This window comes from uncultured Thioclava sp. (assembly GCF_913064665.1).
GTDB lineage: Bacteria > Pseudomonadota > Alphaproteobacteria > Rhodobacterales > Rhodobacteraceae > Thioclava > Thioclava arctica.
In genome coordinates, this window is sequence record NZ_CAJYBT010000010.1 from 97858 (window position 1) to 109916 (window position 12059).

13 protein-coding genes, 1 tRNA gene and 1 pseudogene are annotated in these 12059 nt (G+C 59.2%); 6 read left to right on the top strand and 9 right to left on the bottom strand.

What is annotated here, in order from left to right; all coding sequences use genetic code 11:
• The first annotated feature begins 107 nt into the window (after positions 1 to 107).
• Positions 108 to 857: a DUF3108 domain-containing protein gene (locus tag QZ571_RS06355; RefSeq protein ID WP_295532873.1), complete on the top strand. Its 750-nt coding sequence runs from the start codon at positions 108 to 110 to the stop codon at positions 855 to 857.
• 6 nt (positions 858 to 863) lie between these two features.
• Complete coding sequence (gene hrpB, locus QZ571_RS06360; RefSeq protein WP_295532874.1) at positions 864 to 3296, top strand: ATP-dependent helicase HrpB; 2433 nt, start codon at positions 864 to 866, stop codon at positions 3294 to 3296.
• On the opposite strand, the gene QZ571_RS06365 is transcribed toward hrpB, so the two are convergent.
• Positions 3293 to 3718: a CoA-binding protein gene (locus QZ571_RS06365; protein ID WP_295532875.1), complete on the bottom strand. Its 426-nt coding sequence runs from the start codon at positions 3716 to 3718 to the stop codon at positions 3293 to 3295. The genes hrpB and QZ571_RS06365 overlap by 4 nt on opposite strands.
• Before the next feature lie 177 nt (positions 3719 to 3895).
• Entirely contained in the window at positions 3896 to 4672 is a 777-nt protein-coding gene (gene rlmB / locus QZ571_RS06370; protein WP_295532876.1) for a 23S rRNA (guanosine(2251)-2'-O)-methyltransferase RlmB, read from the bottom strand.
• Between the two features lie 143 nt (positions 4673 to 4815).
• On the opposite strand from rlmB, the gene QZ571_RS06375 reads away from it, so the two are divergent.
• Positions 4816 to 4899: transfer RNA gene (locus tag QZ571_RS06375), tRNA-Tyr, on the top strand.
• A 340-nt stretch (positions 4900 to 5239) separates the two neighbouring features.
• Here QZ571_RS06375 and QZ571_RS06380 read toward each other — a convergent pair.
• Positions 5240 to 5422: a hypothetical protein gene (locus tag QZ571_RS06380; RefSeq protein WP_295532877.1), complete on the bottom strand. Its 183-nt coding sequence runs from the start codon at positions 5420 to 5422 to the stop codon at positions 5240 to 5242.
• 178 nt (positions 5423 to 5600) lie between these two features.
• Between QZ571_RS06380 and QZ571_RS06385 the strand changes: the two genes are divergently transcribed.
• From QZ571_RS06385 to QZ571_RS06395, 3 genes are all read left to right on the top strand, one after another.
• Entirely contained in the window at positions 5601 to 5789 is a 189-nt protein-coding gene (locus QZ571_RS06385) for a type II toxin-antitoxin system HicA family toxin (RefSeq protein ID WP_295532878.1), read from the top strand.
• 72 nt (positions 5790 to 5861) lie between these two features.
• On the top strand, positions 5862 to 6260 hold the full coding sequence (locus tag QZ571_RS06390; RefSeq protein WP_295532879.1) for a type II toxin-antitoxin system HicB family antitoxin: 399 nt from the start codon (positions 5862 to 5864) through the stop codon (positions 6258 to 6260).
• A gap of 180 nt (positions 6261 to 6440) precedes the next feature.
• Entirely contained in the window at positions 6441 to 7457 is a 1017-nt protein-coding gene (locus tag QZ571_RS06395) for a P63C domain-containing protein (protein WP_295532880.1), read from the top strand.
• Positions 7458 to 7653: 196 nt separating this feature from the next.
• Here the strand turns inward: QZ571_RS06395 and QZ571_RS06400 are convergent, their stop codons facing one another.
• From QZ571_RS06400 to QZ571_RS06425, 6 genes and pseudogenes are all read right to left on the bottom strand, one after another.
• A complete protein-coding gene (locus QZ571_RS06400; RefSeq protein WP_295532881.1) occupies positions 7654 to 7977 on the bottom strand; it encodes a hypothetical protein in 324 nt (107 codons plus the stop codon).
• The gene (locus QZ571_RS06405) at positions 7974 to 8780 is read right to left on the bottom strand and encodes a lysozyme (RefSeq protein WP_295532882.1); all 807 of its coding nucleotides are present in this window, start codon (positions 8778 to 8780) and stop codon (positions 7974 to 7976) included. The genes QZ571_RS06400 and QZ571_RS06405 overlap by 4 nt, the downstream gene beginning before the upstream one ends.
• Before the next feature lie 478 nt (positions 8781 to 9258).
• Positions 9259 to 9516 carry a hypothetical protein gene (locus QZ571_RS06410; RefSeq protein ID WP_295532883.1) on the bottom strand — a complete coding sequence of 86 codons (258 nt, stop codon included), beginning with the start codon at positions 9514 to 9516 and terminating at the stop codon, positions 9259 to 9261.
• A 71-nt stretch (positions 9517 to 9587) separates the two neighbouring features.
• Positions 9588 to 9938, bottom strand: a complete 351-nt coding sequence (locus QZ571_RS06415) for a tail fiber assembly protein (protein ID WP_295532884.1) — start codon at positions 9936 to 9938, stop codon at positions 9588 to 9590.
• Positions 9908 to 10651 (bottom strand): hypothetical protein, encoded by a 744-nt coding sequence (locus QZ571_RS06420; protein ID WP_295532885.1) that lies wholly within the window; start codon positions 10649 to 10651, stop codon positions 9908 to 9910. The genes QZ571_RS06415 and QZ571_RS06420 overlap by 31 nt, the downstream gene beginning before the upstream one ends.
• A pseudogene (locus tag QZ571_RS06425) lies at positions 10651 to 12059 on the bottom strand (host specificity protein J); the annotation flags it as partial. The gene QZ571_RS06420 and the pseudogene QZ571_RS06425, both read right to left, overlap by 1 nt.

The window sequence follows — 12059 nt, forward strand, 5'->3', positions numbered from 1 at the left end:
GCGATCGTGTCAGGTTTGATACGAAAGGTGAAGGCTTTGCGGTTACTTGCCCGCTCTGCGCAGGCTATGTCCAGCCTCTAAAGAGTGTCTGCCCCATGAGGAGCGCTATGATCTCCACTTTCCTTCGCGCCCGCCGTGCGACCCTGTTCGCGCTGCTCGCATCACTTGGCGTATTGCAACCCACCCTGCCCGCGCGGGCCGATCAAAGCGATCAGATCGTGTTTGACGTCGTCCTCAAGGGGATTCGCGCCGGCGAATTGGTGATCAATGGCAAGATCGTCGGGACGTCTTACGGGGCAAACGGGGTGCTGCAAACCGCCGGGCTGATCGGGCTACTGCGCAAGATCCGTCACGATGCGACCGTCTCGGGCGGCTATCGCAATGGGCGCTTCACCCCGATGCGGTTTTCTGAGAAATCCGATACGCCCCGGGGCAAGTCCACCCATGAAATCGTGTATAAGAACGGCACGCCCATCGCGGTCAGCCAAGTCCCGCCACGCAAGCCGCGTGACACCGATGTGGACCCAGCCAAACAAGGCGGCACGATCGACCCGCTCACAGCGCTTTATGCCGTGTTGCGCGATGTTGACCGCGATCAAGCCTGCCAGCTTGATGTGAAGATGTATGACGGCGCGAAACGCTCGCAGGTGCGCCTGTTTGATCCGCGACCAGAGGGCAAGGGCGTTGTCTGTTCGGGCGAATACCGCCGTCTCGCCGGGTTTTCCGCCAAGGATATGGCCGAAAAAAGCCGCTTTGCCTTTACGCTGCATTACGACCCGACCACGAATGGCCGCCTGCAAGTCGATGAGATCGAAACCGACACGATCTATGGCAAAGGCCGTTTGAAACGGCAATAAGGGGGTGTGAGCCCGCCGAACGCCCCTCTTCCAATTGACGCGGTGCTGCCCGATCTGCGGGCGGCCTTGAGCGCGCATGGCCGCGCTGTTCTGATGGCCCCGCCCGGTGCGGGCAAAACCACGCGGGTGCCGCTTGCGTTGCTCGACCAGATCAGCGGTCGCATCGTGATGCTGGAACCGCGCCGTCTGGCCGCGCGTGCCGCTGCCGAGCGCATGGCGCAAAGCCTTGGCGAAAGCGTCGGGCAACGTGTGGGCTACCGAATCCGGGGCGAAACCAAGACTTCGAACGCCACCCGGATTGAGGTGGTGACCGAGGGCATTCTTACCCGCATGCTGCAATCTGATCCCGAATTGGCGGGCGTCGGTTGCGTGATTTTCGACGAGTTTCACGAACGTTCGCTGAATGCCGATCTGGGCCTTGCGCTGCTCTGGGAGATGCGCACCGCTTTGCGCCCCGATCTCGCGCTGGTGGTGATGTCGGCTACTTTGGATGCAGACCCCGTAGCCACCCTGCTTGATGATGCGCCTATCATCATCTCGCAGGGGCGCGCCTATCCGGTCGAGACCCGCTGGCTCGCACGCCCGGTGGATCGCACGATGCGCTTTGAGGGCGCGATGGCGGGGCTGATCGAACAGGCGGCGGCGGAAACCGAGGGCTCGCTGCTGGCCTTTTTGCCCGGCGAGGGCGAGATTCGCCGCGTCGAGGGGCTGCTCAAGGGGCGCTTGCCCGCTGACATTGCGATTCGTCCGCTGTTTGGCGCGATGGAGTTTGCCGCCCAGCGCGCTGCGATTGCGCCCTGCACGTCGGGGCGCAAACTGGTGCTGGCGACCTCGATCGCGGAGACCTCGCTCACGATCGAAGATATCCGCGTGGTGATTGATGGCGGGCGCTCGCGCCGGGCGCGGTTTGATTCGGGCTCGGGCATGGCGCGTCTTGTCACCGAACCCGTCAGCCGCGCCGAGGCCGAGCAACGCCGGGGACGTGCGGGCCGTGTGGCCCAGGGCATTTGCTATCGGCTCTGGACCAAAGGGGCCGAGGGCGCGCTGCCCGCCTTTGCGCCCGCCGAGATCGAGGTGGCCGATCTGACGGGCTTGGCGCTGGAGCTTGCGCTTTGGGGCAGCGATGGCAGCGATCTGGCCTTTCTGACGCCGCCCCCCGCCCCTGCCTTGGCCGAAGCGCGCGCGCTACTCGCTGAGCTGGGCGCGATGGACGGGCTGGGGCTGACAGAACACGGTCGCGCCTTGGCCGCGCTGCCGCTGCATCCGCGCCTTGGTCATATGCTGCTGCGCGCCGGGCCCGAGGCCGCGCCGCTGGCCGCGTTGCTGGCAGAACGTGACCCGCTGCGCGGCGCCCCTGCCGATCTAAGCCTGCGATTGGCCGCGATCCGCAGCCCCGGCCCCGAGGCCCATCGCGCCACCATCGAACGCATCCGCACCGAGGCCAAACGTCTGGCGCGCCTTGCGCCCCCCACTCAGCAACGCCTTGCCCCCGAAGCGATGGCGGCGCTGGCCTATCCCGACCGCATCGGGCTGCGGCGCAAGGGCGATGCACCCCGCTATGTGCTGTCGGGCGGCAAAGGGGCCGTGGTGGCCGAGGGCGACCCGCTGGGTGCGCAGCGTCTGATCGTGGCAACCGATCTGGATGGCGACCCGCGTGAGGCCCGCGTCCGTCAGGGCATCGCGATATCCGAGGCGCAGATCCGCGCGCTATTCGCCGACCAGATCGGCTGGCACGATGTTTGCGAATGGTCGCGCCGCGAGGGCCGCGTGCTCGCGCGCAAGCAGGAACGCCTTGGCGCGCTAGTTCTGGATGACCGGATCTGGAAAGACGCCCCGCGTGAGGCGATCGCCTTGGGCGCGCTGGACGGGCTGCGCCAGATCGGGTTGCCGATGACGCCTGCGGCCCAGCGCCTGCAAGCGCGCGTCGAGCTGCTGCGCGGGCAAGGAGCGGATCTGCCCGACTTCACTGACGCGGCCCTTCTGGCGCGCGCCGAGCACTGGCTACTGCCCTATCTGAAGGGCAAGCGATCCGAGGCCGACCTGCGCAAGCTCGACGTCACCGAGGCCCTGCGCGCCAGCCTTGATTGGGAGCAGATGCAGCTGATCGACCGTCTCGCGCCGGGCCATTTCGAAACGCCTTTGGGGCGACGCGTGCCGATTGACTACGCTGGCGACGCGCCCGGCATCGAGATTCGCCTGCAAGAAATGTTTGGCGTCACCACCCACCCCACGGTCGGCCCGAAACGCCTGCCGCTGCGCGTGACGCTGTTGTCGCCGGGGCACAAACCGATTCAGGTCACGATGGATCTGCCGGGGTTTTGGGACGGCTCCTATAGCGATGTGCGCAAGGATATGCGCGGACGCTATCCCAGGCACCCTTGGCCCGAAGACCCACGCGAGGCCGACCCGACCCTGCGCGCCAAACCGCGCGGCAGCTAGACGCCCGCCATCACCCGCGGATAGTCGATTTTCGGGCAGCGGTTCATCACCACCCGGACCCCCTTGGCGCGCGCCTGCTCGGCCGCGCCCTCATGCACCACGCCCAACTGCATCCAGATCGTACGCAGCCCCGGCAAATGGGCCAAAGCGTCTTTGACCACCTCGGGCACCGCCTCGGAGTGGCGGAAGACATCCACCATATCAACGCTCAAATCGGCCGGAACCGCGCCCAGATCGGCATAGACCGTCTCGCCCAGCAGCGTCTGGCCCGCCAAACCCGGATTGACCGGCACGATGCGATAGCCCTTGGTTTGCAAATACTGCGCAACCTCGTGGGATGGGCGTGTGGGTTTGTTCGATATGCCGACCACCGCAATCACGCGGGTCTCGCTAAGGATGTCACGCAGGTCAGAATCGGTCATCAAAGCCTCCGGGTCAGAAAAAAGCGCCCAAACCATAAATGGTCGGGGCGCTGAAGTGGCGGAACGAGGGACAGTGAACTTGAAGCGCGAAGGTTCCGAAATCGCGCTTCCGGTTAGAAACATGGGTATCAATCTGCGCCGTTAAAGAGGCACACCCGTCCGCTCGCATTCTTGTGATCACATCCGGCTTGCAGCGGCATAGAGCGACACCGCCGCCGCGTTGGAAACGTTGAGCGAGCCGAATTCGCCAGAAAACGGAATTCTGACGAGGCGGTCGCAGGTCTCCTGGGTCTTTTCACGCATCCCCGGCCCTTCGGCCCCAAGCACCAGCGCAATCGGATCGGCCCCTGCCTCGGCCAGCCCATCGGCCAGCGTCATCTCGGCCTCACCGGCAAGGCCCAGCAGGCGGAAGCCCATGCCGCGCAGCTCTTCCATCGCGTCCGACAGGTTTTTGACGCGCATATAGGGCTGACGCTCCAGCGCGCCGCTCGCGGTTTTCGCCAAGGCCCCGGTTTCGGGCGCAGAATGACGATGGGGCGCGATCACAGCCGCCGCCCCGAACACCTCGGCCGAGCGCAGCACCGCGCCCACATTATGCGGGTCGGTGACGCGATCCAGCACCACCACAAGGCGCGCATGCGAGCACGCATCGCGCAGCTTGCCCCAATCCAGCGGCTTCACCTCGAGTGCGACGCCTTGATGCACAGAATCAGCCGCGATTGGCACGAGCGAGGCGAATTTGCGCACATCGACGATCTCGGGCTCCATGCCCGAAATCCCGATCGCCTCAGCCAGCTTATCGGCGGCATTCTTGCCACAGACCAGCCGCAGCCGCTCGCGCATCGGGTTTTGCAGCGCGTCGCGCACCGCATGCAGCCCGAAAAGCCACACCGTTTCCGAGGCAGACGCGCGCCGCGCACGTTCTTTATCAATCACCCAGGTCGGTTTTTTCATCGCAGCTCTCCTTTTGCCCTGCAATGGCCGCTCAAAGCCCGCTTTGCAAGCCCGGCGCGCCTCGCGTGGATGCAATCAGGGGATTTTTCGTCAATCTCTCTCTTGACGCCCCCGGCCCCCTTTTGTATCTCCCGCCCAGCGTCGGGTGACGTGCTGCAAGGTGCGGCAGCGGACTGTAACTCCGCCGGGGCGACCCACGCCTGGTTCGATTCCAGGGTCACCCACCAAATTCCCCAATTTGGTAGTGTTTTCAATGAGTATGTGTCCCGCACATGCTTCATTGGGCGTTATATATATCAATGGCTTATCCCATGGGTGTCCCGCAGAACTGCGGATGTTGCCAACCTCAATGCGAATCAACTTGATCGTCACGAGCTCGATCTTGAGCACTCAGTCGACTTTCTCTGAACCACTGAGCGCTATGGTGTAAACAAAGCGGCACTTGGCCAACCTATTGAATTCTGGTCAACGAAACGCTTCGTATAAAGGGCATGTTCTCTGTTTGGCCAATGTTTTCGCGTTTTCTCAGGTTCACTGAACTTTGGCGCACTTCGTAAAATCGAGAGCTTACCCTTCACGCTTTGCTATGATCCTGGCGCCATGTTGAAGCGTCACACTCTGACCCGGCCTGACGACGATCTGATCAAAGGCTGGCTTAGCCGCCGTGAAGCTTTCGTGCGACTCGTCAATGACAATGCGATCATTCTGATCACGAACGACAATTCGATGCTGGACGTAGATCTTACCCAACTGCATCTCCCAAAAACTTGCTGAGCTAGCCCTAGCGTCTCTCTATAGCAGGGGCGTTTTCTAAGTATTAGTAGAAATTATAAGACTGAATTCATAAAGGTGATGCGCAAATAAATGCGCATGCCCATTGACGAACCGAACAAAAGTGTGTAGATAAATACACATGAAAGGGGACGCAATGCAGATCGAGCACAACTCAAAAAAGCTCCGCGTTCTGCTCTTGAAAGAAGGCTTCGAGGAAATTTCGCAAAACGGATCTCACTTGAAGCTGAGGAAAGGCGATCTAACGGTGATCCTACCCCACCCAAAGAAAGACCTCCCAACAGGAACAGTCCGGAGTATCTACAAACAGGCGGGGCTTCTATAGCCCCGCTACCACCGATCACCAAGCTCAATAATTTGCATTGCTATTCGCACACAGGAGCTGAAGGAGACAAAAATGCACTACTATATTGCTGTCGTCCATCAGGATGGCGACAGCGCTTACGGTCTATCCTTTCCTGATCTTCCCGGTTGCTTCGCAGCATCGGACACTTGGGACGGAATTCCGAAGGCCGCAACGGAGGCGCTTGACCTCTGGTTTGAAGACCAGCCGGACATTGAACCCGCCTCGCTTGAGGACGTTCGCGCGCATCAAGAGGTGATTGAAGAGATGAAAGATGGTGCCGTGCTTATGCCGGTACCATACATTCCAGCTGATACTGCAACAGTGCGCGCAAATATCTCTATTGAACGCGGTCTTTTGCGAGCGATCGACGAGGCAGCCAAGGCCCGAGGTATGAGCCGATCAGGGCTGATCTCATCTGCCACAAGGCGAGAGATCGCAGGGGCGGCTTAAGAACACTTTAAGGGGGCGCTATGGCGCCCCCTTTTTCTTCTATAGCAAGGTACAGATATCACGCGGAAGTCAAACGGAGGGACAATCAGCAAGCATAAATTTCAATTTATTATATTTTTACTTGCTGGATTTCTGCAAGCATGGCAATCTACTTTTTCGAAGCAAGCATGGTGCAATTAATTGTCAAAATCCCCTCAGTCCCAAGGCGGCACGACGCGCGCAGAAAAGCTAACTACAGAACAGCGCCGCGAGATAGCTAAAAATGCTGCTGCAGCGCGCTGGAGCAGAATCAAAGATCCACTCCGTGTTCCAGAGGCGGATAGTCAGGGCGTTCTGTTCATCGGCGACGTTGGACTAGAGGTCTACGTTTTAGATGATAAGCGAAGGGTCATCAGTAAGAAGGCTATGGCTAACGCGCTCCGTTTGCAGAGTGAGGGAGGAAACGCCTTCTTGCGCACCATGTCGCGCAAAGGGGTACGATCCGTACTTAGCGAAAATCTGGTAAAAAAGATAGAAAACCCAATATTTTTCAGGCCACTAGGGGGGGATTTGGCAGATGGATTTGAAGCAGAGACCTTGATTGAAGTCTGCGATGCATTGATCGAAGCCAAGAACCAAAAAATGCTTCATAGCTCCCAAGCATTCTTGGCTTTGCAGGCTGAGATCATTGTACGTTCTGCGGCTAAAATCGGCATCATCGCGTTGGTAGATGAAGCCGCCGGCTACATTGACCGAGCTAAGGACGAGTATCGAAAACTCTTTGACAAGTTTATTCGAAAAGAACTCGCAGAGTGGGAGAAGGAGTTCCCTGACAAGTTTTTTGACATGATCTATCGTCTTTATGGATTGAAGAGGCAGAAGCCAGATTCGACACGCCATCCTCAGTTCTTCGGCCATTTTATTCGCCGGTACATCTATCACCCATTGGCAAACTCAAACGGAGCTATCCTTGAGAAGCTCGATGAAAAGAATCCAGTCGTCTATGACAACGGTGGCCGTCGATATAAGTTCACTCAATGGCTTACCGAGCAAGTTGGAAAAGCAGTCTTCCGTCAGCACCTGTGGCAGGTAGTCGGTATCGGCGAGGCGGCGACATCCAAGGAAGGCTTTGTTCGTGGATTCTATCGGGCATTCCCAGAAGCAATCCCAAAGTTTGGAGATGCAGACCAGCTAGACTTTTTGGACAAGCTCAAATAACTCTTGCCCGGAGGCCGCCTACTGCACCACCCCGACCAGCGCACGCACCTGCCCGCTACAAGCCCGTAAAGCGGCGCGGTCCCTGCCCCAGCCAAGCTCTACATCGCGCTCGCTCATTGCCCCCGGCGGGATCGCCACTGGCACAGAGCAAGGTACCAGAAGCGATGGCGGAATCGTTGGCCTGATCTGCGGGCCATTAACGCTGCCGCAGCCGCTCAACGCGGCCAGCAGATAGGCCGCAGCTCTTTGACGTGTCAGCATATGCCCGATCCTCTAGTTTGCGCCCCAGCGTGAAATCTGCGGCCTGCAAGGTGAGGCGAGCAACCTCAGCGGCGGAGTTGGTGGTATTAGTTGCGTTTGCCTTGGCCTGCGCCTTATCCCGCGCAGCGATCTGGCGCTTGAGCGTTGTGGCTTGCAGTGATCGGTCATAGACGCCGCGCGCGATCCAGCCGCCAAGGACAAGCGCCACGGCGAAGCCAGCGATAGCAAAGACGCGCCAGTTCTTGGCGAGCCAGATCATGCACCCACCATGCACATGTCGTAATTGTCGCCGCGCCGGACGACGAGGCCGACCCAGACCATGCCGCCCGCCTTGTTGAACCAGGTCATCGCCTTACAACTGCCCGGGACATTTCCAGCGTTCAGCCGCCGCATCGCGGTCGAGCTACTCGCCGCGCCGATTCCAACGTTAATCGTGAAATCGGTCCATGCTGCCCCGCGCGGCACATTGATCCGTAGCCTCTTCGTTTCCAACGTCATCGCTCGCGAGACACCGCGCCAGTACTCCGTGGCCTCGGATGCGATGAGCCGGTCACAGTCGGCAGCCGACATCGTCATACCCATGCGGACACCTCGGATCGTGCCGGAGCAAATCGTCGTGATGCCTATAGGATCGCGATATGCAGCCAGCCGCACGCCCTCGTGGCGTTTGATCTCGGGCAGTGCCAGCATGACGATCTGATGCTCGGTGACGGATGCGCCGGGCGCGATAGCTGAATGGCTGGGCGTAAGCTGCGGGGCTGAGGGCCGATATGTCTCGGCAGCGGCGAAATGCGCCATTGCGAGGATCATGATGACTGCCATCAGACCGATGCGCCAAAGGTTTGCCAGTAGCCCATCCGGCTGCGAAATGAACCGCCCGATCGCTGAGAAGGCCAGCATGCCGAGCGCGATAAAGAATACGGCGTTCGGGTCGAGCTGACAGTCGAACACTGTCCAACTAACGACGGGCGTCAGCAGTGCGCACAGGGTCAGGATAGTCCCTGCGAACGAGTAGCCGATGCGAGCGCGCTTACGCTCTTCTTTGGAAATCAGTTTCATCATGGGCTCACCTCGAAGATGTTGGAATCGATGCACTCACCCCGCTCTCCGACGAGCGGAATGCCTGTTTTCACAAAAACGCAGGTGGTCAGGACGTATTGACCGGGGATTAGCTCCTGCATGCAGGGCGGCATCGCGCCAGCGGTCCACCAGTCTAGGTCGACGGACTCGCGCAGCTCGGCCCCAGCCCGATACGGCACGGCCTCGCCGCCCGGGCACATGCCCTCATTGTTCGGGACGGAACGAACAGTGGTGACATATCGCCCATTGAAGTCGCGCAGGATAACCCGGCTCGGAGTAACGCGGATCGGGTCGCCATAATCCGCGCCGTCTACTTTGACCTCGCTGAGGACATACTACCGCGATGCAGGAAACAGTGATCGCCAGAGATAGGTCACGCCGATCGTGCAGCCGACGAAGATGCACGCTAGGAGCGCGAGTCCACCGATCTTGTCAACGAGCGTCCACGGCTTGGTTTTTCTCATTTCCAGATACTCCCCTTGAGCGTGCTGATCGTGATCAGGATCGAGCCGAGCGCGAGGAAGATGCGGACACTCCACTTGATACCCCATGACCCGCTCTCGGCAGCATTGACTACGCGCGCGGCCCGCTGGAGAAACGGCGGCGTGCCGTCCGGCTCTGGTAGCAACAGCGCCCGGTTTAGCGATGAAACCTCTTCGCGCAGCTTGGACATTTCAGACCGAAGATCCCTTATCATTGAATGCTCTTCAGGCGTCATCAGCGCCCCCCCTTTCGCGCATAAAAAAGCCCGCCAGCAGCGGGGTGTTTCGTCTCAAATTTGTTGCTTGGTTACTTCACCGGCTCGGTCGGCCACGCGGACCCATTCTCTGGCAGATCACGAAGAGCCTGCCGATAGGTTGCCCATGCCGCCTTATCAGCATCAGTCAGGGGGCTATCTAGCATCTGCGTCCAGTCACAAGCCGCGAGCGCTGCATCGCGCTTTGCGCGCAGGTCTGCGAGCTTAAACTCTGCGCTCGGCCCAGTCCACTTACTGCCGTCCCAAGTATATCCCGGCCCCGGACGATCTTGCGGAACCTCAATTGCACCCGCTGGCGGCTCTGCACCGTCAAACCCACCGAGGTAGTCATGGCTCGCGCTAACGTAAAACTTCATTTCCATGCCCTCACGAAGAATTTCCATGCAGTCGTTCCAGATGCAATTGGAGCTCGCCCACCACTGGTTTTATGGATGATTTGAAGCACATTGCCATTCGCACCGAACCGAACATCTATGTTTGTCGCGTCTGGGACGAGTGCAACACCTGAGTCATATGCACCTGCGACGTTCAGGCTAGGGTTAATCAAAAGCTCGTCCCCGACTGAATATCCGTTGTCTGCCGTTTTGCATTTTAGATATGGCAGGTAGAGCGTTGGCTGCACCCCGAGGCCATGAGCAATCGTTAGCGCACCAGCCGCAGTGATTGAGTATTCGGCGGACTCAAACGGGGTAGATGATGATGCCGCAATCGCAGCCGCAATAGTCTCCCGATCTGCCAGATCATTTGGTGCAACCCCAGTGAAGTCAGGGTCGCCAGACAAGTCCTTCTGCGCGCCAGCCTTGAGTTCAAGGGCCGTTCTCTGTGCTGCTTTATCAGCAGCGGTAAGCAGCGTTTTGCCAGCCGTACTGGCTCCAAGTGCGGACAGCGCCTCAACCCACGCAGTATTCGCATCATTGCGAATTTTAAGCACGGAAGGGCTTATCGATGTGTCACGCCATTTCATTCCAGCGAACGTATTGGTGGGGGCTGTTGCTCCCGAGTAATCCGTTGCAACGGCATTGATCGATGCGTTGAATCCCTGCCTGACCTCAACGCCGGAACCGTCGGGAACGGTCAGGTTAGCTACTTGGCTCATTATACTACCTCATCTGCATTAAGACGTAGCTTCGAAATGAGAGGAACGAAGCTTGTGTCGGTTGTTGAAAGCATTGCGCGGGCCTTGATGTAGCGGACCTCAACTTCACTGGCATCGAGCCGCGACCAATCCGTCCATGTTGCGCCATCATCTGATGCTTGAATCTGGACATAGGCGTCACACTCCGCCCCCGCCGTCGCATCCCAGCTCGGCCATGCATCTGCTTTTCCTGGACGGCTATCGAAGACATCAGACCGATTGTTTGCCTGCATCTCGATCAAAGAGCGCAGCCTGACGCGCTTGATTGATCCAAGGTCCAGATCTGCAGCAAAATCGTATGACCCACTTGCTACGACACCGAATGGATAATCCCAGGATGGCAGCGCATCTACATCAGCCACATCATCAAAGAGGCCATAGGCGCCAAGCGTAAGCTGACCGCCGATAGCCGCAGTGCCAGATTTCGCCCCAGAGAACTCATCATCCTCTTGCAGTACCCCCGTACTGACGAGCCCGATAACCTGTGCGCCAGATGCGTAAAGCATTGTTTCAGGCCCAAGGTTTCCGGTGCTATCGCGTGCCCGCAGAATGTATGTCCCCGGCATCAATGGCATTGCCGCTATTGTCTGATTGCCGCTGATCTGATCGAGGGATCGGGATGCAGACCATGCTGGTGCGCCCAATGTGGAGTGGCGGATCACGATATGACCACCAGCACGCACATCAAGATCTGGGTGCAGCGCCCACTTTATGATCGCCAAGCCGCCAGCAGCTTGCAGTGTTGCGCCCATGATCGCGGCAGGAGCCGCCCCAAGACCGTATATCTCGGTTGCATATACCGACCAATCAGACGACACGCCGATGATCGAAACTGCACGAATGCGGAACGACCAATTGCCCGGCGCTATGTCATCAAGTGTCGCGCTTAGACCAGTGACTGATGCAAGATCGGCATAGTCACCCCCGCTCAAGCTGCCTTGCAGGTCATATCGCGAGACACCCGCAGAGCTGCTTTCAGACCAACTGACCGTGGCACGGGCCTTCACAGCGTTGTCACGCGTCACATAGAGCGATTCAGAGACACCAGAGATACCCGGAGCAGCAATATTAAGCCCACTCGGTAGGTTCGATCTTGGAGCGGCCGCATAAATCTGACCTTCCGTTGCATCCCAATCGTAAACCAGCGGCGAGGTCTCTGACATTTGCAGTGAAGGCACAAGGCCAAGCCCATCTGCAGAGGCGCTGAACGTGAACCCCGTCACAACGAATGGCTTTTGATCGAACCCCCAGCGCGGACGCGTGAGTTGGATTACATCACCGCATCCTGCCTCCATCACGTTGAGCTTTCCCGGCCACTCGACCGACATCTGCCGGCGGGCCATCTCAAGCTGTATCTTGGCAATGCGCT

Coding starts and splice junctions, on each gene's coding strand:
- QZ571_RS06400 (WP_295532881.1), bottom strand. CDS start 7,977: ATGATCTGGCTCGCCAAGAACTGGCGCGTCTTTGCTATCGCTGGCTTC.
- QZ571_RS06385 (WP_295532878.1), top strand. CDS start 5,601: ATGCAGATCGAGCACAACTCAAAAAAGCTCCGCGTTCTGCTCTTGAAA.
- QZ571_RS06405 (WP_295532882.1), bottom strand. CDS start 8,780: ATGATGAAACTGATTTCCAAAGAAGAGCGTAAGCGCGCTCGCATCGGC.
- QZ571_RS06415 (WP_295532884.1), bottom strand. CDS start 9,938: ATGGAAATTCTTCGTGAGGGCATGGAAATGAAGTTTTACGTTAGCGCG.
- QZ571_RS06365 (WP_295532875.1), bottom strand. CDS start 3,718: ATGACCGATTCTGACCTGCGTGACATCCTTAGCGAGACCCGCGTGATT.
- QZ571_RS06390 (WP_295532879.1), top strand. CDS start 5,862: ATGCACTACTATATTGCTGTCGTCCATCAGGATGGCGACAGCGCTTAC.
- QZ571_RS06420 (WP_295532885.1), bottom strand. CDS start 10,651: ATGAGCCAAGTAGCTAACCTGACCGTTCCCGACGGTTCCGGCGTTGAG.
- QZ571_RS06410 (WP_295532883.1), bottom strand. CDS start 9,516: ATGACGCCTGAAGAGCATTCAATGATAAGGGATCTTCGGTCTGAAATG.
- QZ571_RS06355 (WP_295532873.1), top strand. CDS start 108: ATGATCTCCACTTTCCTTCGCGCCCGCCGTGCGACCCTGTTCGCGCTG.
- rlmB (WP_295532876.1), bottom strand. CDS start 4,672: ATGAAAAAACCGACCTGGGTGATTGATAAAGAACGTGCGCGGCGCGCG.